The following is a 20,411-nucleotide window of genomic DNA, read 5'->3' as shown; positions in this document are numbered from 1 at the left end:
CACTTTTCTCGGCCGGATTGCCTTGGACTGGGGTTTGGAAGTGGTTCATCGAGGGGCTTTGATTGATCAAATCTGACCTCGGAAATCGTAGCCAAAACACCCAAATTCGAGTCTTTGTTTTAGAGGCCCATCAACGCGCTTGAGAGCACAAAGCCGCATGAATACTGGCTTTTTCTGAAACCTCCCAGCAACCATGCGGCCTGGAGCGACGGTTTTGACAGATTTCCGAAAAGCTGTATATTTATCCAGCAATCCGGCGAAAACCACCAAAAGCCCCAGGTCGAAGGATCAGGGGTTCAGACGCCTCATTGCCCAACGAAAAACAACAAGGAGATATTCGTGAGCCGAAACCAAACCTACGCCGACATATTGCTGAGCCTGCCTGTCGACGACACCCTCAAAACCTTCATCGAGCGCCACGCCTTGCCCATGCCCGAGGGCTGGGCATGGAGCGACACGGTCCAGACCTCAAGACGCTTGATCGGGCTGATTCAGGCGCATCCCGTGGTGGCCATGCGTGACCGCATCGTGGCGGGACTGCATGCCAGTACCCAGCTGGCCCACCCGCTGGGCAAACAGGCCATGTTCCAGGCCGCCCATGATCGACCGGCCGAATTGGTGGGCCTCATTGCCTGCAAGAGTGATCTGCACCGGGCCTTCTGGCTGTACGTCCACTACCCGGTGCTGTTCGAGGCCGCAGCGGAAATCGAATACCTGGACCACCATGGCCAGCAAGCCCAGCAGCATGACCTGGGCCTCAAGCGGACCATCAAGCGTGACGAGGTGTCGATCGCCGCATTCGGTGACGCCATCAAAGGCTTCTACCAGCGGGAGCTGGGGTGCGGGGAGGTGTGCGTGGTCAATGTGCTGGACCGGGCACGCGGCACGCAGCTGATCTCCATCCATGCCAAGGACCTGGCCACGGCCAAGCTGGAGTTCGAGGGCAGCCAGTTGCAGCGACGCGTGGGCAGTCCGAACATCCACATGGTGCTCGAGTACGCCCAGGCCACCGGTGTGGCCCGCACCATCATCCGTGGCGGAGCCAAGTACCACTCCATGCTGTGCGAGGCGTTTGCCAGGCACCTGCTGGGTGTGGATGCCGATGCGCAGCGGATCCAGGCGCCGCGACTGAACCTGTCCACACTTCGGTTGGGTCTGAACATCCCGCAGGCCATCGATGACGGATTCGTTGGCCTGCAGGTCAAGAGCGTGATCGTGGTCAGCGAATGCCGTCAACTCAAAATGGAATGCACGGCCAGTGCGGCCAGCGATCAGCGCTGCGTGACGGAGCTGTTACAGGACTATTTCGGCGCAGAAAACCCACTCGCACGCGGCTGGACCATCCAGGCAGCGGTGCTCAACTTTTATCTGGCGCCGATGCAGGGCAAGAGCCGCTGTCAGGTGGTCAGTGTGGAGATCACCAGCAAGGGGCGACTGAACCTGCACAAGTTCGATGAGAAGCTGCGTGCGCAGTTGGAGGGTTACCTGGTTCAGCTGGGCATCCTGAAGGCGCAGCAGGTGCTCAAACCCGACCGGGAGCAGGAACAGCCTGAAGTCATGGCCAGCAGCTTGTTCGAATGAGGTGTGAATGGAGTTGACACCCAATCAGCAGGCCATCAGCCTGGCCGCTTTGATGTTTCTGCGGGGCAGTGCATCCTTCGAAAGCAGCCTGCACGATGAAGAAAAAGTTGCACTGCAGCTGCTCAAGCAAGCGAAGGCGGTTGTGCCTGGTGTAGCCAACAGCCGGGATGCCGAATGCGCTTTCTGCGGCCTGTACCGTGGGCCGATTTTCAGGAGTGATGAAGGACTCATGGTGCAGTGCCCGGACTGTGGGCCGTTTGCGCTGGATCCGGCCAGTCAGCGCAGTTGGCGGCTGGACGACGAATGGTTGATCCGCAAGCTGCGCGGCGCACTGGACATTTCGCCGCACGCCACGACCACTCAGATCGTCGATGGTGTGTGGGACATTGGGCGGCACAAGAAGCGGCCGGTGGTGTTGGCACGCCGTATTGACCTGGTGGAGCGCCATGGGCTGCGGATTTTTCATGGACCTGAGACACGCAGTCAAAGTTGGGTGATCACGCCCCGGCCTTTAGTGCGCTCATCACTGGAGCCGCTGGCCGGAACGGCTACTTGGTGGCAACTGGAAGACCGGTTTGCCCTCCATGGCTTGGCATTGCGGCTGCTCGATCCAGACCAAGGTGAGAACGCGGACGTCTTGCAGGACAACATCCCAGGCGTGGCTGTCCATGGCCCATTCAGTGACGATTTCGCCTGGGTGCATCTGGAGGGATGGCCACATGGCCCCATTCATTTGACGGAGGCCCAGGCGCGTCTGTTCTCGGCACTCTGGAAGCATCGTAATCAGGCACAGTCTGCGGAGTTCCTCATGCGGGAGGCTGGGTTAGGCAGCGAGCGTCCGATAGATGTTTTCAAGCTGAAGAGATCTAATCGTGGTATCCCTCAGTATGAAGGGCCGTTATATGCTTACGAAAAACTAGTTGTTCGCCAGCGAAGGTACGGACAGTATCGCTTGGCACTATGAATGGCTGCATGCGATTGTTGACGATCGATAGACAACTAGCCTGGCACTCAGGACTAGAAATCATTTTCCTGGATTCCTTGTAGCGGAGAGAGTGGTCGATTTTCTAGTTAGATCGTAAGGTTCCTCTTCTGTAGTTTCGTCCGTGGCTTCAACTTCTGACTCTGAATAATGAAGATGCCTTGTGATTAAGGTGTCAGGGTTAAGTATCCAAAGGCTTGGATTCTCATATCCAAGAATTTTTCGGCCACATACATAAACCCCATCGCCGTTTTCTTGATGATTGATCTTCCAGTCGACTGCCAAGTATTTTGAACTGAGATGCTCGTATATCTTCAGTATTTGAGGGGCGCCACCAATGGATGCCTCTTTGTGGGTTTTCTTATTGCCATCGACCTTTCGCAACATGTCGCGAATAACTTCAAACGGTTCCCAATCTAACTTGAATTTTTCCACTTGGTGTGGCGCACGTCCACGCACTTTCAACATTGTGGATAAATCCTCACGGGCCTGTTCAACGTACTCTGTGTCACCCGCGAATATCCAAGGATTGCCCTTCCACTCCTTGGCAGGATTGGCTTCAAAGCTATTCATTCCCTTTTGGAAATGAATCCGCCAGATCATGAATTTCTTTCTGATCCATGAGTACCCACCGAAAAGAAATTCGGCAGATGGAATTCCTTCTTCTCCGCTGGCAGTGTGTACCGCTTCTCGAAGGCTCTCGAATACCTTAAGAACGTGACTCTTTAGCTCAACGATATCTTGAGCACGGCTTGAGGATCGCTCATATGTCGATATTGCTGAGATGACCTGGTGCATTAATGGATAAGCCCAGGATGTATCGCCAGCAAAGCATATAAATGCATCTGAACGCGGAAGCATGTGAACCTTCTGGCCGCAGTCCATCTTCTTTCCGCCATTTAGGCGGCTGTCAGATACCACGACAAGCTCTTTGCAGTCCTTGAGGGTTCTTACCCACGCAGCAGTAATTGTCATGTCGTTTTTTGTTGGTTGTCGTAACGAATGAAGACCTAACGCACGAGCTTGAGTCACTACCGTTTCTCGTTACTCATGAGCGCCACATTTTTTATTGGTGTTTCGGGCGCAGAAGCAATAGTCAAACTATGCCCTTTTTAACGCGCTCCCACTCGTGTTTTAGGATCGTCTGCATGTGCGCAACTACCTTGTCACGGGCAGCGTAGAAAGCCCTTTTTGCGATCTCTTTTTGCTCCAGCGTTTCGTTGAGAGGTGGGTTTGCTGATGCATCGCTAAGCGACCCTAGCAGCGATACGAGCTTGTTGTGCTCTTCCTCTTTGGGATTGAGCCGCAGCTTTATGCGAATGCCTAGCTCAGTGCCCCGGAAGTTGTACTGTGCTATGTCCTCAAAGTTCTTCGCTGCGTCCTCTGGTGAAATATCTTTATTTGGTCGATGCAATTCATTCAGCCGCGCCATGACGGTCAGAAATTCGGACATGTCTTTGCGCAGCTCATCAATCCAGATCTGTCGCTTCGCAGATACGTTGTCAGCGGCAGTTCGCTGCGCGATAGTTTTTTGAAGGTCTGTCTGTCGCTTCGCGATGAGCCACTGCAGAATGGGTCCAACAATCATTGCAACAAAAGCGACGAACGCAAGAGTCCCTTTGTTGATGACCTCTACCCACCACGCTGGGTCAATCGGTGCCGACATCTTAAATTCTCCTTAAATGCTGACCTTGTATTTTCAATCCATGAGGTTTCACGATTTCATTGCGTTCCGAACGCGTAAGCCTGTGTGTCAATCTCAGAGTGGGTTATCTGTTAATTCGATTTTGCAACTTTTTGCAAGTCGAGATGACTTCGTCGAAGCTTGGCTGATGAGTGGAAAGCAACCCGTCTTCCAGCATTGCGGCGTAGTCTCTTTCGAGTGCCTCGAGCGCCCCGCCCTCGGGAATTATCTGAATTTCGGTGCTGACGGCGGCCTTGTAGTCGATCGGATTCTTCTCGACATCTTTCTCAGCAAAAAACATGGACTTGTGTCCCGCCACTGCGCGAGCAAGTTCAAGGTCATCAATCGCTGATTGGGCATGTCCCGAATTGGCCATCGCGGCCAAGTCATACCAGTGCCGTGAATAGCGCTCACCGCGCAGACGACCTTGTCGGCAGTACACGTGAGCGGCCGTGGCCTTTTCCCAGAAAGTGCGCTCAGCGGCCATCACCAAGGGGTGAGCCGTTGGGAACACGATCCCATTAATTGCCGGTGCCATGTCACATGCGACGGCGTGTCGCTGGTGAGGTTCGCCCGTGGCTCTGCCACCAAACTCTAGCTGAATGGTGGAGGCCGCATAACCAGTGCCTACCTTGATGGGCTCGTAGGCCAAAATCAACTTTTCTTTTTCATCGCCAGCAAGTGACAAGTTGGCCTGCACCCCATCGCGCTCCAGAGCCGACAGCAGGATCGGAAGTACTTCGCCCTCAATCCACTGTGGTAAACGATCGCGAACCCGGTCCGTGATCCTTTTGGCTTGACTCGCTGAAGCCGGGATCGGATTACCGTCGCGCAGCAGGTCCGGAACCACTTCGCGGATGTCGTAGGTCAGGTCGATGTCTTCCGAGAAGCGGTCAATGATCTTGAATACCTTGGACAGCGACGTGCCACCTTTGAAGGTCAGTTTCTCCGCAAGGGCTGATTCGTAGATGGCAGACAAGGTCCATACCACCCAGATGTCTTTTTCCAGAAGATGCGGAGGGCGCCCGGTTTGAGCGGCAGCTACTTCGAGTGCTTCAGCCTGGTCCTCGCGGCTGAGAGTGAACCATGAATCAGCCAATGGCCACCTCGCTTACTGCTTTTGCCATCCAGCTTGGCAGTCCCGCTCGAGCTTGGCGCATGGCTTCCCATTCCTGACTGGGCAGTTTGCTCCTGAGGACTTGCAGAACCTTGGGCGCCTGTTCCGGGCCAAGCCAGATGAGCGCACGAATGGCTTTGCCCGCTGGGCGCTTGCCCAGCAGCATTTGCCACCTGTTGCCGTGCTTGAGCTCAACTTCCCGATTCCCCAGTTTCAATCGTCGCGAGGGGCCAGATGTCAGGTAGACCTCACGTGTGGGGACCTGTGTGGTCAGCCCTAGTGCATTGGCTTCGGCTGCTCCGCTGGCCACCACGGTCTCTCCGCTCGTGGACTCGATTGCTTCCACCACGGATTCTGTCGAGGGTGGACGCACACCAAAGCGCCCCTGAATTGGCAGAGAGTAGGCGCCTCGGCCCACCCTGAGCAGCTTTCCTTCACGTGCCAGGCGAGAGAGGGTCTGATCAATCGCCGCCCGAGAGCCCAGGTGTAGGAACTCCTTGGGCGAAAGCAACCCTCCCTCGGGGAGGGACTGCGCTTGCGAGAGGATGGATTGGGCGAGTTGGCTCATGATTAGGCTCTGTTTGTCAGAAGTTTACTAGATTTTCTGACAAAAAGGCAAGCTAGGGGAGTTGAGAGGGGAATTGGAAGGGTCAGCCGGGGATTAAAGAACTGGAGATATCGCCAAAGTTCTTTATTCAGTTCCTTAACAGTTCTTTATTGATTTCCTGAAATAGCAGCGTTGTCCCCCAACTCTTCGAAAGGAGTTACCAATGCTGCTTGCAACACCAGCACTCGAGGCGCCAGTCTTCCTGAGCGCCACTTCCCCGGAATCCACCATGCCCAAGCAGCTGGTGCTGACCGAGGCTGACCTGGCCTCCCGATGGGCCATGAGCCCTAAAACCCTGCAGCGCTGGCGTATGACTGGCACAGGGCCGACCTATCTCAAGCTGGGCAAACGGGTGAGCTACCCCCTCAACGCCGTGATTGCCTTCGAGAACTGCGTCCAGCACGTCTCGACCTCCAAGCGAATCCCCGGGAAGGCAGGTGCGGCATGAACCACCTGCAATTGCAGCAAGCTGCGCTACCAGACCTCTCCGTGAGCCAGATCAGCCGTCTGCCCAAAGACCAGCTGGCCCATTTCAGCAATGCGGTGCAGCAGCTTAATGACTGGACGGTGCAGATGCGCGGCCGGATCAACCGAGCGATGGAAATCCGCTACGCCGACCAGATCCGCCATGCCGAATGCCTTGGCCAGGAGGAGGCGGCCAGGTTCCGCATCGATGACGGTGACCTGCAGATCGATGTCTCAAACCCCAAGGAAATCGTCTGGGACCAGCAGCACCTGTCCCAGATCGCCGAACGGATGGTCGTCGCCGGTGACCGGGTGCAGGACTTCATGCAGGTCCAGTTCTCGGTGAGCGAGCAGGACTACGCCCGTTGGCACCCACTGCTGCGCGCGGCATTCCAGCCCGCCCGCAAAGAGCTGATCACCGAACCCACCTTTCAGATCCGCTGGGTCGGCGAAGTCCAGCTTTGAGCGGACTGCCACTTGGACAAACCAGAACACAACCCCACACAACAGGAAAACTTTCAATGAACCACGACAGCTACAACCAGGCCGCAACCTATGGCCAATCTTCGACCCACGGCGCCCCGGGTGCATGGTGCGACTTCAATGATGCCGATGCCCAGCAAGGCGAGTTCAATTTGATCCCCAAAGGCACCCAAGCCCTGGTGCGCATGGCCATCAAACCCGGTGGTTATGACGACGCCAGCAGGGGCTGGACGGGCGGCTATGCCACGGCATCGGATGAAACGGGAGCCGTGTTCCTGTCCTGCGAGTTCGTACTGCTCACCGGGCCATTTGCCAAACGCAAGATCTGGAGCAATGTGGGTCTGCACTCCAACAAGGGCCCGACCTGGGCACAGATGGGACGCAGCTTCATCAAGGCTGTGCTCAACAGTTCACGCAATATCCACCCTGATGACGGCTCCCTTGAGGCACAGCGTGCCCGCCAGATCCGCAGCTTCGGTGACCTCGATGGTGCCGAATTTGCAGCCCGGATTGGCATTGAAAAGGATGGCCAGGGCGAGTACCGAAACATCATCCGGCTGGTGATCGAACCCGATCACAAAGAGTACGCAGAGCTGATGCAGGCCAAGCTGCAACGCGATGGGGGCACGGGTGGGGGCTCCGGTGGAGCTCCGGCAATGGCCTCTCCAGCATCAGCAGCGCCAGCCCCTCAGTCCGGGGCCAGTTACACCCCCCGTCCGGGTAATGCGCAGTCGCGGCCTGCATGGGCGCAGTGATGGCGGCTTTGCATGAAATGCTGGGTGTGTTCCCGTCAAGCCAAAGGCTTCGGCCATGTGGATCTGCGCTTCAAGGTGGGGCACCCCAAGCGGTACCCCATCGACTGGATCTTTTGCTCACTGCGCTGTCAGGCCTGTTTCCACCGACTGTACGCGGCCGGTGTGCGGGCACTCGAGCGCGAGGGCACTTTGCCGACGGGAGCTGGCGTGATTGATCCATCGGAAGCCGAATTGGCTGCCATGCAGCAGTGCCTCAAGCCGCTGGGTGAGGCTGCCGGTGAAATCGGTATGGACCGACCACTGTCGAGCTACACCCAGCAAGAGGCCCTGCGGCTGATCAATGCCGTGGTCACGACCTATGTCGAGGCCATGGTCCTAGAACACGAGCGCAGCAAGTACCCACCTGTTCGCATGCAACTGGATCAATCGCCATAAAGACAACTTTGAGTCGATTGTCCTGAATCCACCGCAGGACGCTGCGTCCTGCGGATTCCAATTTCTACCAACCAATGCGGGTGAAACAGATCGCCTGCAGGGGAGACTATTTCATGAATGAACCTGAATCTTTGGCTTCGCCATTGAGCCTGCCAGCAGCAGGCGAGAACGACTTCAGCGATGAGCCGCTGCTCACAGCCAAACGTGCATCCAAGGCGCTGAACCTGCCGCTCTACTACTTCACCAAAACTGCAAAGCGCAAAGCCCTGGGGTTGCCGTTCTACTGCGTCAATCGATTGGTCCGCTTTAGATTGGGTGAGCTGCACCAGTGGCAGATTGCCTATGCCCACAAGCTGCTTGAAGAACAAGATGCAGCGCCCCAAGAGGGAGGTGTGCATGCTTGATTTCAACGATGCACCCACATCGAACACGCGCAAAGCAGCGGGAGATGGCACCGATGCCAATCGTGAGAAATCCGAAATCCGAACAGCCCTCAATGACCAGTTGGCCCTCCTGGCTGTGGATATCTGGCCTTCGGGCAAACGCCGCCAGAACAAATACCTGGTGGGCGATGTGATGGGTGGTCCGGGCGACAGCCTGGAGTTGCTGCTCTCTGGCCCCAAGGCTGGCCTATGGACTGACCGCGCCACGGGTGAAGGTGGAGACATCTTCGATCTGATCGCCCGCTACTACAGCCTCAATGTGCAGACGCAGTTCCCGCACGTGCTGGAGAAAGCCCGTGAATGGCTCGGCCGTGTCTCGGCCATGCCACCCAGCGCTGTGGTTGCAAGCAAAGCCAAGGCCCCAGTGGTCGATGAGCTGGGGCCGCCAACGGCCAAGTGGGACTACCAGGATGCCAGCGGCAAGCTCATCGCTGTGGTGTACCGGCACGACCCTGAGCCCGGACGCAAGGAGTTCAGGCCCTGGGATGTGCGTCGCCGCAAGATGACGCCGCCCGAGCCCCGTCCGCTGTACAACCAGCCCGGCATGCTCAAGGCCGATCAGGTGGTGCTGGTCGAAGGAGAAAAGTGCGCCTAGGCCCTGCTCGAATTCGGTGTGTGTGCCACCACGGCCATGCACGGCGCCAATGCGCCCGTTGAGAAAACCGATTGGTCGCCGCTGTCTGGAAAACATGTCCTCATCTGGCCCGATCGGGATAAGCCCGGCTGGCTTTACGCGGACCGTGCCTCGCAGGCCATTTTGCAGGCAGGGGCCAAATCGTGTGCCATCTTGCAGCCTCCCGCAGAAAAGCCCGAAGGCTGGGATGTGGCCGATGCACTGACCGATGGCTTTGACATCGCCGGGTTTCTGGCCGTGGGCGAGCGTATGCCGATCACGCGTGAATTCGGCGCGAACGACATCGCCATGCCGATCGAGGGCATCGACTATTCAACCGAGGATGGGCTGGCTCTGGCGTTCTCGCACCAGTTCGCCGAGGACTGGCGTTACTGCGCCCCGTGGTCCAAATGGCTGGTCTGGAATGGCGTGCGCTGGAACGTGGACAAGCAGCTGTACATCATGCACCTGAGCCGCACGGTGTGCCGCAGCGCTGCCATGTTTGCCGAGACACCGCGCATGAAAGCCCGCATGGCCAGTGCAGCCACCATCTCGGCCGTTGAGCGTCTTGTCCGATCAGACCCTCGGCAAAGCGCCACCGTGGATGAGTGGGATGCCAATGCCTGGCTGCTCAATACGCCCGGCGGCATTGTGGACCTGCGAACCGGTGCGCGTGGACCCCACGACCGCGATCGCCGCATGACCAAAGTGACCACGGCCACGCCGCAAGGCGAGTGCCCGGTTTGGCGCAATTTCCTGGTCAACGTCACGGGAAGCGATCAAGAACTGCAGGACTACCTGCAACGCGTGGTGGGCTATTGCCTCACGGGCGACTTGAGCACCCACGCGCTTTTCTTTCTCTATGGCACAGGGGCGAATGGCAAGTCGGTGTTTGTGAACGTGATCTCTACGGTGCTGGGCGACTACGCGGCCAATGCGCCCATGGACACCTTCATGGAGTCCCGCACCGATCGTCACCCCACCGATCTGGCCGGTTTGCGTGGTGCCCGCTTTGTATCGGCGACAGAAACCGAGCAGGGCAGGCGCTGGAACGAGTCCAAGATCAAGGCGATCACGGGTGGTGACGACATCACGGCCCGCTTGATGCACCAGGACTTCTTCACCTACAGGCCGCAGTTCAAGCTCTTGATTGCCGGTAACCACAAGCCCGCGATCCGCAACATCGATGAGGCCATGCGCCGCCGCATGCACCTGATCCCCTTCACGATCACGGTCCCTCCAGAAAAGCGTGATCCGCTCCTGACCGAGAAGCTTCTGGCCGAGCGTGACGGCATCTTGGCCTGGGCGCTGGAGGGCTGCCTGCAGTGGAAGAAGCTGGGACTCAAGCAGCCCCAAAGCGTGGCCGAGGCGACCGAGGAGTACTTCGAGGCCGAAGACGCCATGGGCAGGTGGATCGCTGAGCGCTGCAACCAAGGGCCTAGCCACAAGGCCCTCACGGCCACGCTCTTCAACGACTGGAAGCAGTGGGCCGAACTCAGTGGCGAGTACGTGGGCACGCAGCGCAGGTTCTCGGATGCTTTGTTGACCAGGCGTCTTGAGAAGTGGCGCAACTCCATGGGCGTGCGTGGCTATGTGGGCCTTGACCTCAAACAGCCCACCTCGCTGCCTTCGCGCGCCTATCCCTACAACGACGATTGAGAGACAAACCCAATGAAAAAGAATTCAAAAGCAGGGCTGATTGCCAGTTCTCTGACACAACTGACTCTATTGAACATTTGTTCTTTACGCGTATACGCGTATACGGATAAGAGTCATGGATGTTTTAGTGCGGCCACCGCGTCGGCCACATTGTCAAACCCGGCATGCGCCGGATTTGACTTCCCAGCGGCACACAGGAATATTGCGTTTAGAGGGCAGGTATGAAGATCCCTCCAGCACGTTACCGATCGCCCCTTGGGCGCATGCAAGCCACGCCCATGGATGTCGAGGCCACCAAGCGCCAGGGGTGGCGCGAGCAGCACATCTTGGTCATCTCGGATGAGGATGAGCGCCTGGACTTTCTGGAGCGCCAGCTCATTCGCAGCATTGGCGAGAGGCTCTACGGCCAAGGCCATGTCCACGGTCACTCCAAGGGAGGTGGCCATGGTTGAAGTCTGGACAGTCGAGACGGTGGCAGACCGATTTGTCGATGCGGCCCGAACCGCCAGGCGCCTGCCACGTGTGATGGTGCAAGGCTACGCCAGCACCTGGCCCATCGTGATCCTGCCAGGCGATGCCTACCCGGATCCGCACAAGGTGTACCGATTGCCGCCCCCGTCCCCTCAGGATGTGGAGCGCATGCTCGAAGTGATGCGCTGGGTGCAGATGCTCGAGCTCGATGAGCGACACCTGGTGTGGATGCGGGCCAAACGCTTTGACTGGGTGGAGATCAGCAAGCGCTTTGCCTGTGACCGCACCACGGCGTGGAGACGCTGGAAGCGGGACATGCAGGTGGTGGCCGATCTGCTCAACAGGCAGGCGCAGCCACTGAAAAAGTGAGGCCTGTCATTTGGAGAGGAAATTAGCGTGTTTTGGCGGTCATGCGCGGCGCTATTGACGTTCAAACGTGAATGCGCGGTTTTTGGGGCCAAAACACGCTGCAACATTTCGGCGATTTGCAGCTACATTTTCATCTACGGTCGACAAAGGTGTGTGAGCAGCAAACGCACCGCACCAGACCTATCGATGAACTTCGATTTCTCCGGACTCCTGGTACTCCACCAGCTTTTCCAGTGGCATGTACACGGTCGGCTTTCCCTCCCGGAAAACCTCCAGGCGTCCATGAACTTCTGATCCCACTTCGTAGGTCCCAGCAACCAGCGGCGTAAAGCCTGCTCCAGATGCTGTGGCCTCAGTCGGACTTTTGCGGGCCAGAACCCCGCGAACTACTTTGATTTGCACTGCAGAACATTCTCGTTTTGCGGTCGATTTTACCGGTCACCCCCATGAATCATCCTGCGATCCGAATGGTCCCAGTGGACGCGCTTGTCCCCTACGCACGCAATGCCCGAACCCACAGCGATGCCCAAGTGGCACAGATCGCGGCCTCGATCACCGAGTTCGGTTGGACCAACCCGATTCTCACGGATGGTGCCAAGGGCTTGATTGCTGGCCACGGTCGCTTGATGGCTGCGCGCAAGCTCGGTCTCAAGGAGGTGCCAGTCATTGAGCTGGGGCATCTGACGCCCGAGCAGAAGAAGGCCTACATCCTGGCCGACAACCGGTTAGCCGAGAACGCTGGCTGGGATGACGAGCTCTTGAAACTCGAGTTGGCCGAACTCAAAGCGGCCGACTTCGATCTGGACCTGATGGGTTTCACCGACAAGGAGCTCGAAGAGCTGCTCAACGGCGACGAGTCAGGCGGTGGTTTGACTGAGGATGACGCAATCCCAGAAGCACCAGTAGATCCTGTTTCCAGACCTGGGGACTTGTGGATTCTCGGCAACCACCGCCTCCTTTGTGGCGACTCAACGATCCTGTCGGATGTAGAGCGCCTTATGGGCGGACAACTTGCAGACATGACCTTCACCGACCCACCCTACAACGTGGACTACGGCAACAGCGCCAAGGACAAGATGCGGGGTAAAGACCGGCGCATCATGAACGACGACTTGGGCGATGGGTTCTTCCAGTTCCTCTACGACTCCTGTCTGAACCTGCTCCTGGTTACCAAGGGTGCCTGCTACGTGTGCATGAGCTCGTCGGAGCTGCACACCCTGCAAAAGGCCTGGATCAAGGCTGGTGGGAAATGGTCCACGTTCATCATCTGGGCCAAAAACACTTTCACGCTTGGGCGCGCGGATTACCAGCGCCAGTACGAGCCCATCCTGTATGGCTGGAAACAGGGCACGGACCACTTCTGGTGCGGCGACCGAGACCAGTCAGATATCTGGAACTACAACAAGCCCCGGGTCAATGACCTCCACCCGACCATGAAGCCGGTTGAGTTGGTCGAGCGGGCCATCAAGAATTCCTCGAAGAGCCGGGACATCGTTCTGGACCTGTTTGGAGGTTCGGGCACCACCCTGATCGCCAGCGAAAAGACGGGGCGTCAGGCTCGCCTCATTGAGCTGGACCCCAAGTTCGTGGATGTGATCATCAAACGCTGGGAGGAGTACACCGGGCAGCATGCCGTGCGTGAAGACGATGGCGTGAAGTTCGCTGACTTGGCTGCGGAGGTGGCGCAAGCCACCACACAGGTCGATCCTGTGAAGCAACCGGCCTGATCTCAGTTGCCCGAGAAATTCGGGTACAGGTCGCCACTCGTGATGTCGGCGTTGTAGGTGAGCTTGTCAAACTCGCCGCGCTCGTCAGCCAGGTACACGCCTCCGACAGATTGGATGGCTACGCCGTACTTGCGGGTGAGGACGGTCAGTTCGGCGATGAAGCGGTCGTAGTTGTTTTCGGTCTGCTGTGTGGTGTGGATGACTGCCATGGGGCTCTCCTTAAGCTGTCTGGGCGTCTTCGATGATCTGTGCTTGGATGACAAAGCCGGTCAGGTAAGGTAAGCCCCTTGGGATGCCGGTTTCTCTCGAGGTGATGCGGCCGATCTTCCAGTCCATCCACTTGGCGATGGCTTGGGCAATGGCGGCGTCCATGGTGAGGTGGCTGGCCAGGCCGTCCTGCACCGCATCTGCAAAGTGTCTGCCTTGTTTGCTGTCCAGGAAGATTTGGACCGATTCAAGGGGTTCGCCTGTGACGTCAGCGATCTGGGTTATGGCGATGGGCCAAGCCACGCAGGCGTGACCGCCCATCGTTCCCCAAAATCCCCAAGCTTCATTTTGCGTTGTCGGTGTTGTGTTGCTGTTCATTGTGGTGTCCTTGTTGCGATGTCTCCATGAACGCTCTACTTGGGGATGAAGTAAAGCGATTCATCTAATCTTTCTGATCAGTTGCTTATTTGTGACTGATCAGCCCAGACGCGCGAGGTAGCGAACGCTGTCTCCTCCGGATGGATCGATGAACAGGTAGGGTCGACCGGGTGCACGCACCATCACGCACAACCGCCCATCCCAGTAATCTCCTCCCTTGCCTTTGAGCCAGTCGCGAGACTTGCCCAGATTCAATTTGAAGCCATCAAATTCTTCGGGGTCCATCTCCCGGATCTCGGTCACGTAGACCGCCTCTACGCCGCAAGCGGCAATGTCGGAGATGTCTGTAGGCTTGCGGCCAAAGGGCAGCGGGATGCTGAGCTTTTGAACCTGCAATTCGCGGCCATCGAAGTTGATGGTCGTGGGCTTGGATTCGATGGTGATAGTGATGGGGTTCATGAGGTCCTCAAAAGGTTGTGGTGGAGATGCGGTAAACGCGGTCTGTGCCTGCCTGCTTTTCTGAGGTGATCTTCAGACCCAGCTTTTTCTTCAAGGCGCCTGCCATCGCTCCGCGCACGGTGTGCACCTGCCAGCCTGTGGCTTCGGTCATCTGGGGTAGCGTGGCGCCTTCGGGGCGCCTGAGCAGTTCGATCAGCACAGCCTGCTTGGTGCCTTCGCGTGTTGAGCGTGGTGGCTGAGTGGTGATGCCGATCTCTTGCAACCCTGTGGCTGTGGCCACATAAACCTCGGGCTCTCCCGCGCTGGCCGCAATCAGCTGTGCGTTGCGCATGGCCGTGAGCACCTTGATGCGTGCACCACCCTTGAGGGTGTCGGGGAAATTGGTCAGTTTCTTTTGTGGATGCTGTGCAGCGGCTTCGAGCAGCGAGCGTTGGGTGTCCGTGAGTTTCATTGTTTGCCTTTCGATGCTGTTGATTTGTTTTGTGCTGCTGCAGTGGCGGCAGCGTGGCCTGCGGCGTAAGCAGCCTCCAGTGCGCTCTTGACGGCCCAGACCGAGACGTCGTGGAAGTCCAGGCGATCACGGTGCTGTGTCTCCAGCGTTTCGATAAAGAAATGCTTCAGAGCGATCTGCTCAAAAAGCTTGTTGAGGTTCTTGTCTTGCTTCATCGGGTTGTTCCTTTCGTTGATCCAATGTGATGGATTGACGCTCTGAATCAAGATGAAGCCAAGTCAATTTTTCGAGCTGTCGCTTATTCCTTGAAAGCCGATTGAGATGCCGCGAAGTGCGCCTACTCCATGCAGATATCCGGGTTGCGCGCAGGTGCTGAACGTGCCCGGCTACTGCACCCATCACCAGCCCCAAGTGCACCGTGAGTACGGGCGTGCGCGGCGTGGGTTCGACACCGAGCTGGGCTTCTATCAATCGGCCAGGTGGCGCAACACACGTGCAGCGGTGTTACGGGATAACCCGCTTTGCTGCAGGTGCCAGGCCAAGGGCTTGCTGCAGCCAGCCAAGGTGGTCGATCACATTGTTCCGGTCAAGCAAGGCGGTGAGCGCTTTGAGCGAGCGAACCTGCAAAGCCTGTGCGTGCCCTGTCACAACGCCAAGACCGCCTCAGAGACGGCATCCCTGCGCAACCAGGCCCCGTCCTGAGGGGGTAGGGGGTCTGAATCTCTACAGACTGGCGCCCATGATGCGTGGGCTTGCGCAAATTTTTCTGCGTGCAAATTGAACAAGGGGGGTATCCCCTTTTCCAAAGACTCTGCGCAGCAAAGGCCGTGCATCAAATGAACATCAAACCAAGCGGGTGATTTATGGGCGGACGCAAGCCACTGCCGACTCAAGTCAAGCAGATCAAGGGGACCTTGCAGCCATGCCGGACCAACTACCATGAGCCCATACCAGAGGGCTTGCTGGTCGAGCCTCCGGACTACATGCCTGAGGGTGCCAAGGCTGCCTGGCGCTACGCGCTTGAATGTGCGCCGCCCACCCTGATTCGCAAGCTGGACATGTCCGTGCTGGAAATCTGGGCTTGTGCGGCAGACCTGTACCGACAGGCCCAGGCGGGTATCGGCAAAACGGGACTCTTGGTGAAGGCGCCCCATAGCGGTGTGCCCATGCAGTCGCCGTACCTGGCCATTGCCAACAAGCAGGCACAGATCATGACCAAGGCTGCGATCGAGATGGGGTTCACGCCTGCATCGCGTTCGCGCATCTCCATTCCAAACGAGCGACCGGGCGAAGAGCTCGATCTTTGGGAGGACATTGTGGGGTAAGACCGAGAGCAAACGATGAGTGGATATGCCGCGAGCGCCAAACAATATGCACAGCGCGTCGTATCGGGAGAGATCCTGACCTGCGAGTGGGTTCAAAAGGCCTGCAAACGCCAGCTCGATGACCTGATCCGCTTCAAACGAAAGAGCAGCATCTACCAGTTCAACCCGGAGCTGCTTGACCGGTACGGCAGGCCTTACAGACCAGCCGACAACTTGTGCGCTTTCATTGAGCGCCTGCCTCACGTCAAAGGGCCTCTGGCCAGCCGGATGATTGTTCTGGAGCCATGGCAGGTTTTCATCCTGTCCACGGTATTCGGATGGGTCAAATCGGACGGCAAGCGCCGTTTCAGGCGGTCGTACATCGAGGTGCCAAGGGGCAATGCCAAGTCCACGCTGTCATCGGCGGTGGGTCTGTACATGCTGGCGGCCGACCGCGAGGGCGGCGCCGAGGTGTACTCGCTGGCCACAACCCGCGATCAGGCCCGCATCGTCTTTGGCGATGCCCAGACCATGGCGCGCCTGAGCCCGGGATTTCGGAACCGGTTTGCGGTGAACGTCGGGGCGCACAACATGCATGTGCTGCAGACGGGCTCCAAGTTCGAGGCGCTCTCAGCTGAAGGCTCGACGCTGGACGGCCTGAATATCCACTTCGGTTGTATTGACGAGCTGCACGCCCACAAGACACGAACGGTCTATGACGTGGTGGAGACCGGTACCGGCAAGCGGGACAACTCGCTGCTGTGGGTGATCACCACGGCTGGCAGCAACCGCTCGGGGATTTGTTACGAGGTCAGGAGCTTTGTCACCAAGCTCCTGAACCGGGTGTTCGAGGACGACTCTCAGTTCGGGATCATTTACGGCCTCGATGAAGGCGACGACTGGACTGCCAAGGACTCCCTCATCAAGGCCAACCCCAACTGGGGCATCTCGGTGCGTGAGGAGATCCTGGTGCCCCTGCAGGCCAAGGCCATGCAGTTGCCCAGCGCGGTCAACAACTTCAAGACCAAGCATCTCAACGAATGGGTGAGCGCGGACAAGGCTTGGATGGACATGCGGGCCTGGGACGCGGGCACCAACCCGGATCTGGAGCTGGACCAGTTCCTGGGCCAGCCCTGCTGGGTGGGCCTGGACTTGGCCAGCAAGACGGACATTGCAGCGCTCGTCATGGTGTTTCAGCATCCCGACATAGCCGACGCATATGTTGTGTTTGGCAAGTACTACCTGCCCGAGGATACGGTCCAGGCTGCGGGCAACAGTCAGTACGAGGGCTGGGCCCATACCGGACGCCTGTCGGTGACGCCGGGCAACGTGATCGACTTTAGCTGGATCGAGGCTGATCTGCTGGACATCGCATCCCGGTTCTCGGTGGAGGCCGTGGCTTTCGATCCGTTTCAGGCCACGCAGCTGTCCACCCGGATGCTCTCCGAGGGCCTGCCCATGATCGAGGTTCGTCCCACGGTGCTCAATTTCAGCGAACCGATGAAGACGCTTGAAGCCTTGGTCCTGCAAAAGAAGCTCGTCCATGACGGCGACCCGGTATTGGCTTGGATGGCCAGCAACGTGGTGGCCCACACGGACGTCAAAGACAACATTTACCCGCGCAAGGAGCGAGCAGAAAACAAGATCGACGGCATCGTGGCACTGATCATGGCCCTCTCACGGGCGATCAAACCGGGGGACTCGGTGGTGCTGGGATCCGACTACGAGCTGATGCTGCTCTAACAAGACGGCAGGCGCGTTTTCTGACACTACCGATGGGAATCTTCAACCTCTTTGACCGATTCAAAGCTTCCACAAGTGATCGCTCCCCATGGGGCGATTTCTTTTTTGAGCCTGTGTCGGTGCGCAGTGTCTCGGGCATGCGCGTCTCGGCCGATTCGGCCATGCGCCTGGCAGCGGTCTATGCCTGCGTGCGCATCCTGTCTGAGACCATGGCCTCGCTGCCACTGGTGGTCTACCGTGCTCGAGAAGATGGTGGCAAGGACCGGGTGACGGACCACTGGCTCTACCGGGTGCTGGGCAAGAAGCCCAATCGGTACCAGAACCCGTTCGAGTGGCGCGAAATGCTGCAGGGGCACCTGGCCCTGCGTGGCAACGCCTTTTGCCAGATCCTGGCCAACGGCCGAGGTGAAATCACCGAGCTGATTCCCATCCATCCGGACCGGGTACGCATGGAGTTGCGCGCTGAAGGGGACTATCGATACCGGATTCAGAACCAAACGGGTCACGAGCTGGTCTTACCCCGGGGCGAGGTCTGGCATCTGCGGGGCTTGTCCTCGGACGGTCTGCTGGGGCTGAGTCCCATCGAGCTTTCCCGCGAGAGTCTGGGCATGGCATTGGCCGCGCAGGACTATGGAGCCCGGTTCTTCAACAACGATGCCAAACCCACGGGCGGCTGGATCGAGTTCCCGGGCAACTTCAAGGATGCTGAGGCCAAGCGGGTGTTCCGGGAGTCCTACCAGGCCGCCCAATCCGGAGCGAACCGGGGCAAGGTGCTGGTGCTGGAAAACGGCATGAAGTTCCACGAGGTGGGTGTCACGAACAAGGACGCTCAGTTTCTGGAGCTGCGCAAGTTCCAAATCACGGACATCGCCCGCCTCTTTCGGGTGCCGCCGCACATGATCGCGGACCTCGACCGTGCAACGTTCTCGAACATCGAGCAGCAGAGCCTGGAGTTCGTCATGCACACCATGACGCCCTGGGCCGAGCGCTGGGAGGCTTCGATCGAAGCGGACCTGATGCTGGACGGCGATGAGCTGGAAATCGAATTCGACTTCGCCAACCTGATGCGCGGGGATGCTGCCAGCCGATCCGCCTACTACCAAAGCGGGATTCAAAACGGCTGGCTCACTCGCAACGAGGCCCGCATCGCCGAGAACCTCAACCCGATCAAGGGGCTCGATCAACCGCTCAGGCCGCTGAATATGGTCGAAGAAGAGGACGCCGAGGAGCAAGAGCCAGAAGACGAGGACTCTGACGCAACAGACGCAGACACCCCGGCAGAGCCGGATCAAGAGATGAGCCAGCGATTTCGCAAGCTCATTGAAGCGAATGCCCAGCGCATGGCCCGGCGCATCAGCAAGAAGGGCCGCTTTGACGCTCAGGAAATCGCCCTGATCGCCCAAGCCTTGGGTATGCAAGAGCCCGAGGTGCGTGCCTGGGCCATCGCACAACCTTCTACCGATGAAACAGTGCTGCTCAAGGCGCTGATCCAACTTGGAAACTCCAAATGAACAAACACCTTCTTGTCTCTGAATTCCTGACCACGCCTTGGGCGCTCATGCCCGAGCGTTTGCAGGCCATGACTGCCGTGCTCACCCGCTGGTCCTCGGATGAGCCCCCGAGCGAAGAGACCCTGCTTCAGATCAATGCGGACCGGGTTTTGCGTGACACGCGCAAACAGTTCGCCTCAGATCGTGCTGCTTCCAATGCCGGAGCTGGCATTGCGGTTCTGCCCCTTTATGGAGTGGTCACCCAGCGCGGCAACATGGTCGATGACATTTCGGGGCCGGGCAGCACCAGCACCCAGAAATTCACGAGCGCATTGCGCCAGGTTCTGGCGGACGACAGCGTGGGCCAGATCCTGATTGACATCGACAGCCCGGGCGGCAGCGTCTACGGCGTGGCCGAGCTGGCCACCGAGATAGTCAAAGTCCGGGCGCAAAAGCCCGTGGTGGCCGTGGCCAACAGCCTGGCCGCCTCGGCCGCATATTGGATCGGTTGCTCGGCCGGTGAGTTCTACGTCACCCCGGGTGGCGAGGTCGGCTCCATTGGCGTTTGGCAGGCCCATTTCGACTATTCAAAGGCGCTGGAAGAGGAGGGCGTCAAACCCACCCTGATCTCGGCAGGCAAGTTCAAGGTCGAGGGCAACCCGTATGTGCCGCTGGATCCCGAAGCGCAGGCCTTCATGCAGTCCCGCGTTGACGACTACTACAACGCCTTCATCAAAGCCGTGGCCAAGGGTCGAGGCGTCTCGGTTGCCGATGTGCGTGACGGCATGGGCGAGGGCCGGGTGCTGGGTGCCGATGCGGCGCTTGCCGCCAAGATGGTGGACGGCGTTGCCACTTTCGACGATGTGCTGGCCAGGATGCAAAAGGCCGCCGTCTCTCAAAAACCACCGGGTGCTTCCCGGCTTGGTCAGGCGCGCAATGCACTGGCCTTGCTTGGGTGATTGGTCTGGCTTGCATTGATCCGGCAAAT

Annotated in this window: 24 protein-coding genes and 1 pseudogene; 16 read left to right on the top strand and 9 right to left on the bottom strand. The window is 58.4% G+C overall.

Features of this window, described 5'->3' with window-relative positions; all coding sequences use genetic code 11:
• The first annotated feature begins 339 nt into the window (after positions 1-339).
• Together IC609_RS14720 and IC609_RS14715 are read left to right on the top strand one after the other, a co-directional pair.
• Positions 340-1,581, top strand: a complete 1,242-nt coding sequence (locus tag IC609_RS14720) for a hypothetical protein (protein ID WP_191820289.1) — start codon at positions 340-342, stop codon at positions 1,579-1,581.
• Positions 1,582-1,588: 7 nt separating this feature from the next.
• On the top strand, positions 1,589-2,545 hold the full coding sequence (locus IC609_RS14715; protein WP_191820288.1) for a hypothetical protein: 957 nt from the start codon (positions 1,589-1,591) through the stop codon (positions 2,543-2,545).
• 60 nt (positions 2,546-2,605) lie between these two features.
• Here IC609_RS14715 and IC609_RS16145 read toward each other — a convergent pair whose 3' ends face one another.
• The 4 genes from IC609_RS16145 to IC609_RS14695 form a co-directional block, all read right to left on the bottom strand.
• Positions 2,606-3,538: a hypothetical protein gene (locus tag IC609_RS16145; protein WP_225224228.1), complete on the bottom strand. Its 933-nt coding sequence runs from the start codon at positions 3,536-3,538 to the stop codon at positions 2,606-2,608.
• A gap of 121 nt (positions 3,539-3,659) precedes the next feature.
• The gene (locus tag IC609_RS14705) at positions 3,660-4,229 is read right to left on the bottom strand and encodes a hypothetical protein (RefSeq protein ID WP_191820287.1); all 570 of its coding nucleotides are present in this window, start codon (positions 4,227-4,229) and stop codon (positions 3,660-3,662) included.
• A gap of 103 nt (positions 4,230-4,332) precedes the next feature.
• Positions 4,333-5,346 (bottom strand): nucleotidyl transferase AbiEii/AbiGii toxin family protein, encoded by a 1,014-nt coding sequence (locus tag IC609_RS14700; RefSeq protein ID WP_191820286.1) that lies wholly within the window; start codon positions 5,344-5,346, stop codon positions 4,333-4,335.
• On the bottom strand, positions 5,339-5,932 hold the full coding sequence (locus IC609_RS14695) for a DUF6088 family protein (protein ID WP_191820285.1): 594 nt from the start codon (positions 5,930-5,932) through the stop codon (positions 5,339-5,341). The genes IC609_RS14700 and IC609_RS14695 overlap by 8 nt, the downstream gene beginning before the upstream one ends.
• 202 nt (positions 5,933-6,134) lie before the next feature.
• Here IC609_RS14695 and IC609_RS14690 point away from each other — a divergent pair, with 202 nt between their 5' ends.
• The 9 genes and pseudogenes from IC609_RS14690 to IC609_RS14650 all read left to right on the top strand — a co-directional run bounded on the left by IC609_RS14690 (position 6,135) and on the right by IC609_RS14650 (position 13,391).
• Positions 6,135-6,419, top strand: coding sequence for a helix-turn-helix transcriptional regulator (locus IC609_RS14690; RefSeq protein WP_225224227.1), 285 nt, complete (start codon positions 6,135-6,137; stop codon positions 6,417-6,419).
• The gene (locus IC609_RS14685; protein ID WP_191820284.1) at positions 6,416-6,901 is read left to right on the top strand and encodes a hypothetical protein; all 486 of its coding nucleotides are present in this window, start codon (positions 6,416-6,418) and stop codon (positions 6,899-6,901) included. The genes IC609_RS14690 and IC609_RS14685 overlap by 4 nt, the downstream gene beginning before the upstream one ends.
• A gap of 56 nt (positions 6,902-6,957) precedes the next feature.
• The gene (locus IC609_RS14680; protein ID WP_225224226.1) at positions 6,958-7,674 is read left to right on the top strand and encodes a hypothetical protein; all 717 of its coding nucleotides are present in this window, start codon (positions 6,958-6,960) and stop codon (positions 7,672-7,674) included.
• Between the two features lie 24 nt (positions 7,675-7,698).
• Complete coding sequence (locus IC609_RS14675) at positions 7,699-8,109, top strand: DUF6511 domain-containing protein (RefSeq protein ID WP_191820283.1); 411 nt, start codon at positions 7,699-7,701, stop codon at positions 8,107-8,109.
• Between the two features lie 113 nt (positions 8,110-8,222).
• Positions 8,223-8,513, top strand: coding sequence for a hypothetical protein (locus IC609_RS14670; protein ID WP_191820282.1), 291 nt, complete (start codon positions 8,223-8,225; stop codon positions 8,511-8,513).
• Positions 8,506-10,824: pseudogene (locus IC609_RS14665) on the top strand (phage/plasmid primase, P4 family). The gene IC609_RS14670 and the pseudogene IC609_RS14665 overlap by 8 nt, the downstream one beginning before the upstream one ends.
• 221 nt (positions 10,825-11,045) lie before the next feature.
• Positions 11,046-11,276: a hypothetical protein gene (locus tag IC609_RS14660; RefSeq protein WP_191820281.1), complete on the top strand. Its 231-nt coding sequence runs from the start codon at positions 11,046-11,048 to the stop codon at positions 11,274-11,276.
• Positions 11,269-11,664 carry a DUF6362 family protein gene (locus IC609_RS14655; protein ID WP_191820280.1) on the top strand — a complete coding sequence of 132 codons (396 nt, stop codon included), beginning with the start codon at positions 11,269-11,271 and terminating at the stop codon, positions 11,662-11,664. The genes IC609_RS14660 and IC609_RS14655 overlap by 8 nt, the downstream gene beginning before the upstream one ends.
• A gap of 446 nt (positions 11,665-12,110) precedes the next feature.
• On the top strand, positions 12,111-13,391 hold the full coding sequence (locus tag IC609_RS14650) for a site-specific DNA-methyltransferase (protein WP_191820279.1): 1,281 nt from the start codon (positions 12,111-12,113) through the stop codon (positions 13,389-13,391).
• A gap of 2 nt (positions 13,392-13,393) precedes the next feature.
• Here IC609_RS14650 and IC609_RS14645 read toward each other — a convergent pair whose 3' ends face one another.
• The 5 genes from IC609_RS14645 to IC609_RS14625 all read right to left on the bottom strand — a co-directional run bounded on the left by IC609_RS14645 (position 13,394) and on the right by IC609_RS14625 (position 15,101).
• A complete protein-coding gene (locus tag IC609_RS14645) occupies positions 13,394-13,600 on the bottom strand; it encodes a hypothetical protein (protein ID WP_191820278.1) in 207 nt (68 codons plus the stop codon).
• 10 nt (positions 13,601-13,610) lie between these two features.
• On the bottom strand, positions 13,611-13,976 hold the full coding sequence (locus tag IC609_RS14640) for a hypothetical protein (protein ID WP_191820277.1): 366 nt from the start codon (positions 13,974-13,976) through the stop codon (positions 13,611-13,613).
• 99 nt (positions 13,977-14,075) lie between these two features.
• On the bottom strand, positions 14,076-14,435 hold the full coding sequence (locus IC609_RS14635; RefSeq protein ID WP_108311755.1) for a hypothetical protein: 360 nt from the start codon (positions 14,433-14,435) through the stop codon (positions 14,076-14,078).
• 7 nt (positions 14,436-14,442) lie between these two features.
• Entirely contained in the window at positions 14,443-14,886 is a 444-nt protein-coding gene (locus tag IC609_RS14630; protein WP_191820276.1) for a DUF3489 domain-containing protein, read from the bottom strand.
• The gene (locus tag IC609_RS14625) at positions 14,883-15,101 is read right to left on the bottom strand and encodes a DUF6900 domain-containing protein (protein ID WP_191820275.1); all 219 of its coding nucleotides are present in this window, start codon (positions 15,099-15,101) and stop codon (positions 14,883-14,885) included. Before IC609_RS14625 ends, IC609_RS14630 begins: the two co-directional genes overlap by 4 nt.
• A gap of 163 nt (positions 15,102-15,264) precedes the next feature.
• On the opposite strand from IC609_RS14625, the gene IC609_RS16140 reads away from it, so the two are divergent.
• The 5 genes from IC609_RS16140 to sppA all read left to right on the top strand — a co-directional run bounded on the left by IC609_RS16140 (position 15,265) and on the right by sppA (position 20,382).
• Positions 15,265-15,588, top strand: coding sequence for an HNH endonuclease (locus tag IC609_RS16140; RefSeq protein ID WP_333473715.1), 324 nt, complete (start codon positions 15,265-15,267; stop codon positions 15,586-15,588).
• Positions 15,589-15,749: 161 nt separating this feature from the next.
• Positions 15,750-16,211 (top strand): phage terminase small subunit P27 family, encoded by a 462-nt coding sequence (locus tag IC609_RS14615; protein ID WP_108311751.1) that lies wholly within the window; start codon positions 15,750-15,752, stop codon positions 16,209-16,211.
• A gap of 15 nt (positions 16,212-16,226) precedes the next feature.
• Positions 16,227-17,933, top strand: coding sequence for a terminase large subunit (locus tag IC609_RS14610; protein WP_191820273.1), 1,707 nt, complete (start codon positions 16,227-16,229; stop codon positions 17,931-17,933).
• 32 nt (positions 17,934-17,965) lie between these two features.
• Positions 17,966-19,444, top strand: a complete 1,479-nt coding sequence (locus IC609_RS14605) for a phage portal protein (RefSeq protein WP_191820272.1) — start codon at positions 17,966-17,968, stop codon at positions 19,442-19,444.
• The gene (sppA, locus tag IC609_RS14600) at positions 19,441-20,382 is read left to right on the top strand and encodes a signal peptide peptidase SppA (RefSeq protein ID WP_191820271.1); all 942 of its coding nucleotides are present in this window, start codon (positions 19,441-19,443) and stop codon (positions 20,380-20,382) included. The genes IC609_RS14605 and sppA overlap by 4 nt, the downstream gene beginning before the upstream one ends.
• The last annotated feature ends 29 nt before the right edge of the window (positions 20,383-20,411 follow it).

Origin of the sequence: Limnohabitans radicicola (assembly GCF_014837235.1) — a bacterium.
Classification (GTDB): Bacteria; Pseudomonadota; Gammaproteobacteria; order Burkholderiales; family Burkholderiaceae_C; genus Limnohabitans_A; species Limnohabitans_A radicicola.
Note: the sequence above shows the minus strand (reverse complement) of the source record. Positions and strands in the feature narration are given on the sequence as shown.

Bases quoted from the DNA above. Each gene is read 5' to 3' on its own strand.
- IC609_RS14715 (WP_191820288.1), top strand. From the start codon at position 1,589: ATGGAGTTGACACCCAATCAGCAGGCCATCAGCCTGGCCGCTTTGATG.
- IC609_RS16145 (WP_225224228.1), bottom strand. From the start codon at position 3,538: ATGACAATTACTGCTGCGTGGGTAAGAACCCTCAAGGACTGCAAAGAG.
- IC609_RS14705 (WP_191820287.1), bottom strand. From the start codon at position 4,229: ATGTCGGCACCGATTGACCCAGCGTGGTGGGTAGAGGTCATCAACAAA.
- IC609_RS14695 (WP_191820285.1), bottom strand. From the start codon at position 5,932: ATGAGCCAACTCGCCCAATCCATCCTCTCGCAAGCGCAGTCCCTCCCC.
- IC609_RS14690 (WP_225224227.1), top strand. From the start codon at position 6,135: ATGCTGCTTGCAACACCAGCACTCGAGGCGCCAGTCTTCCTGAGCGCC.
- IC609_RS14685 (WP_191820284.1), top strand. From the start codon at position 6,416: ATGAACCACCTGCAATTGCAGCAAGCTGCGCTACCAGACCTCTCCGTG.
- IC609_RS14680 (WP_225224226.1), top strand. From the start codon at position 6,958: ATGAACCACGACAGCTACAACCAGGCCGCAACCTATGGCCAATCTTCG.
- IC609_RS14670 (WP_191820282.1), top strand. From the start codon at position 8,223: ATGAATGAACCTGAATCTTTGGCTTCGCCATTGAGCCTGCCAGCAGCA.
- IC609_RS14660 (WP_191820281.1), top strand. From the start codon at position 11,046: ATGAAGATCCCTCCAGCACGTTACCGATCGCCCCTTGGGCGCATGCAA.
- IC609_RS14655 (WP_191820280.1), top strand. From the start codon at position 11,269: ATGGTTGAAGTCTGGACAGTCGAGACGGTGGCAGACCGATTTGTCGAT.
- IC609_RS14650 (WP_191820279.1), top strand. From the start codon at position 12,111: ATGAATCATCCTGCGATCCGAATGGTCCCAGTGGACGCGCTTGTCCCC.
- IC609_RS14645 (WP_191820278.1), bottom strand. From the start codon at position 13,600: ATGGCAGTCATCCACACCACACAGCAGACCGAAAACAACTACGACCGC.
- IC609_RS14640 (WP_191820277.1), bottom strand. From the start codon at position 13,976: ATGAACAGCAACACAACACCGACAACGCAAAATGAAGCTTGGGGATTT.
- IC609_RS14635 (WP_108311755.1), bottom strand. From the start codon at position 14,435: ATGAACCCCATCACTATCACCATCGAATCCAAGCCCACGACCATCAAC.
- IC609_RS14630 (WP_191820276.1), bottom strand. From the start codon at position 14,886: ATGAAACTCACGGACACCCAACGCTCGCTGCTCGAAGCCGCTGCACAG.
- IC609_RS14625 (WP_191820275.1), bottom strand. From the start codon at position 15,101: ATGAAGCAAGACAAGAACCTCAACAAGCTTTTTGAGCAGATCGCTCTG.
- IC609_RS14615 (WP_108311751.1), top strand. From the start codon at position 15,750: ATGGGCGGACGCAAGCCACTGCCGACTCAAGTCAAGCAGATCAAGGGG.
- IC609_RS14610 (WP_191820273.1), top strand. From the start codon at position 16,227: ATGAGTGGATATGCCGCGAGCGCCAAACAATATGCACAGCGCGTCGTA.
- IC609_RS14605 (WP_191820272.1), top strand. From the start codon at position 17,966: ATGGGAATCTTCAACCTCTTTGACCGATTCAAAGCTTCCACAAGTGAT.
- sppA (WP_191820271.1), top strand. From the start codon at position 19,441: ATGAACAAACACCTTCTTGTCTCTGAATTCCTGACCACGCCTTGGGCG.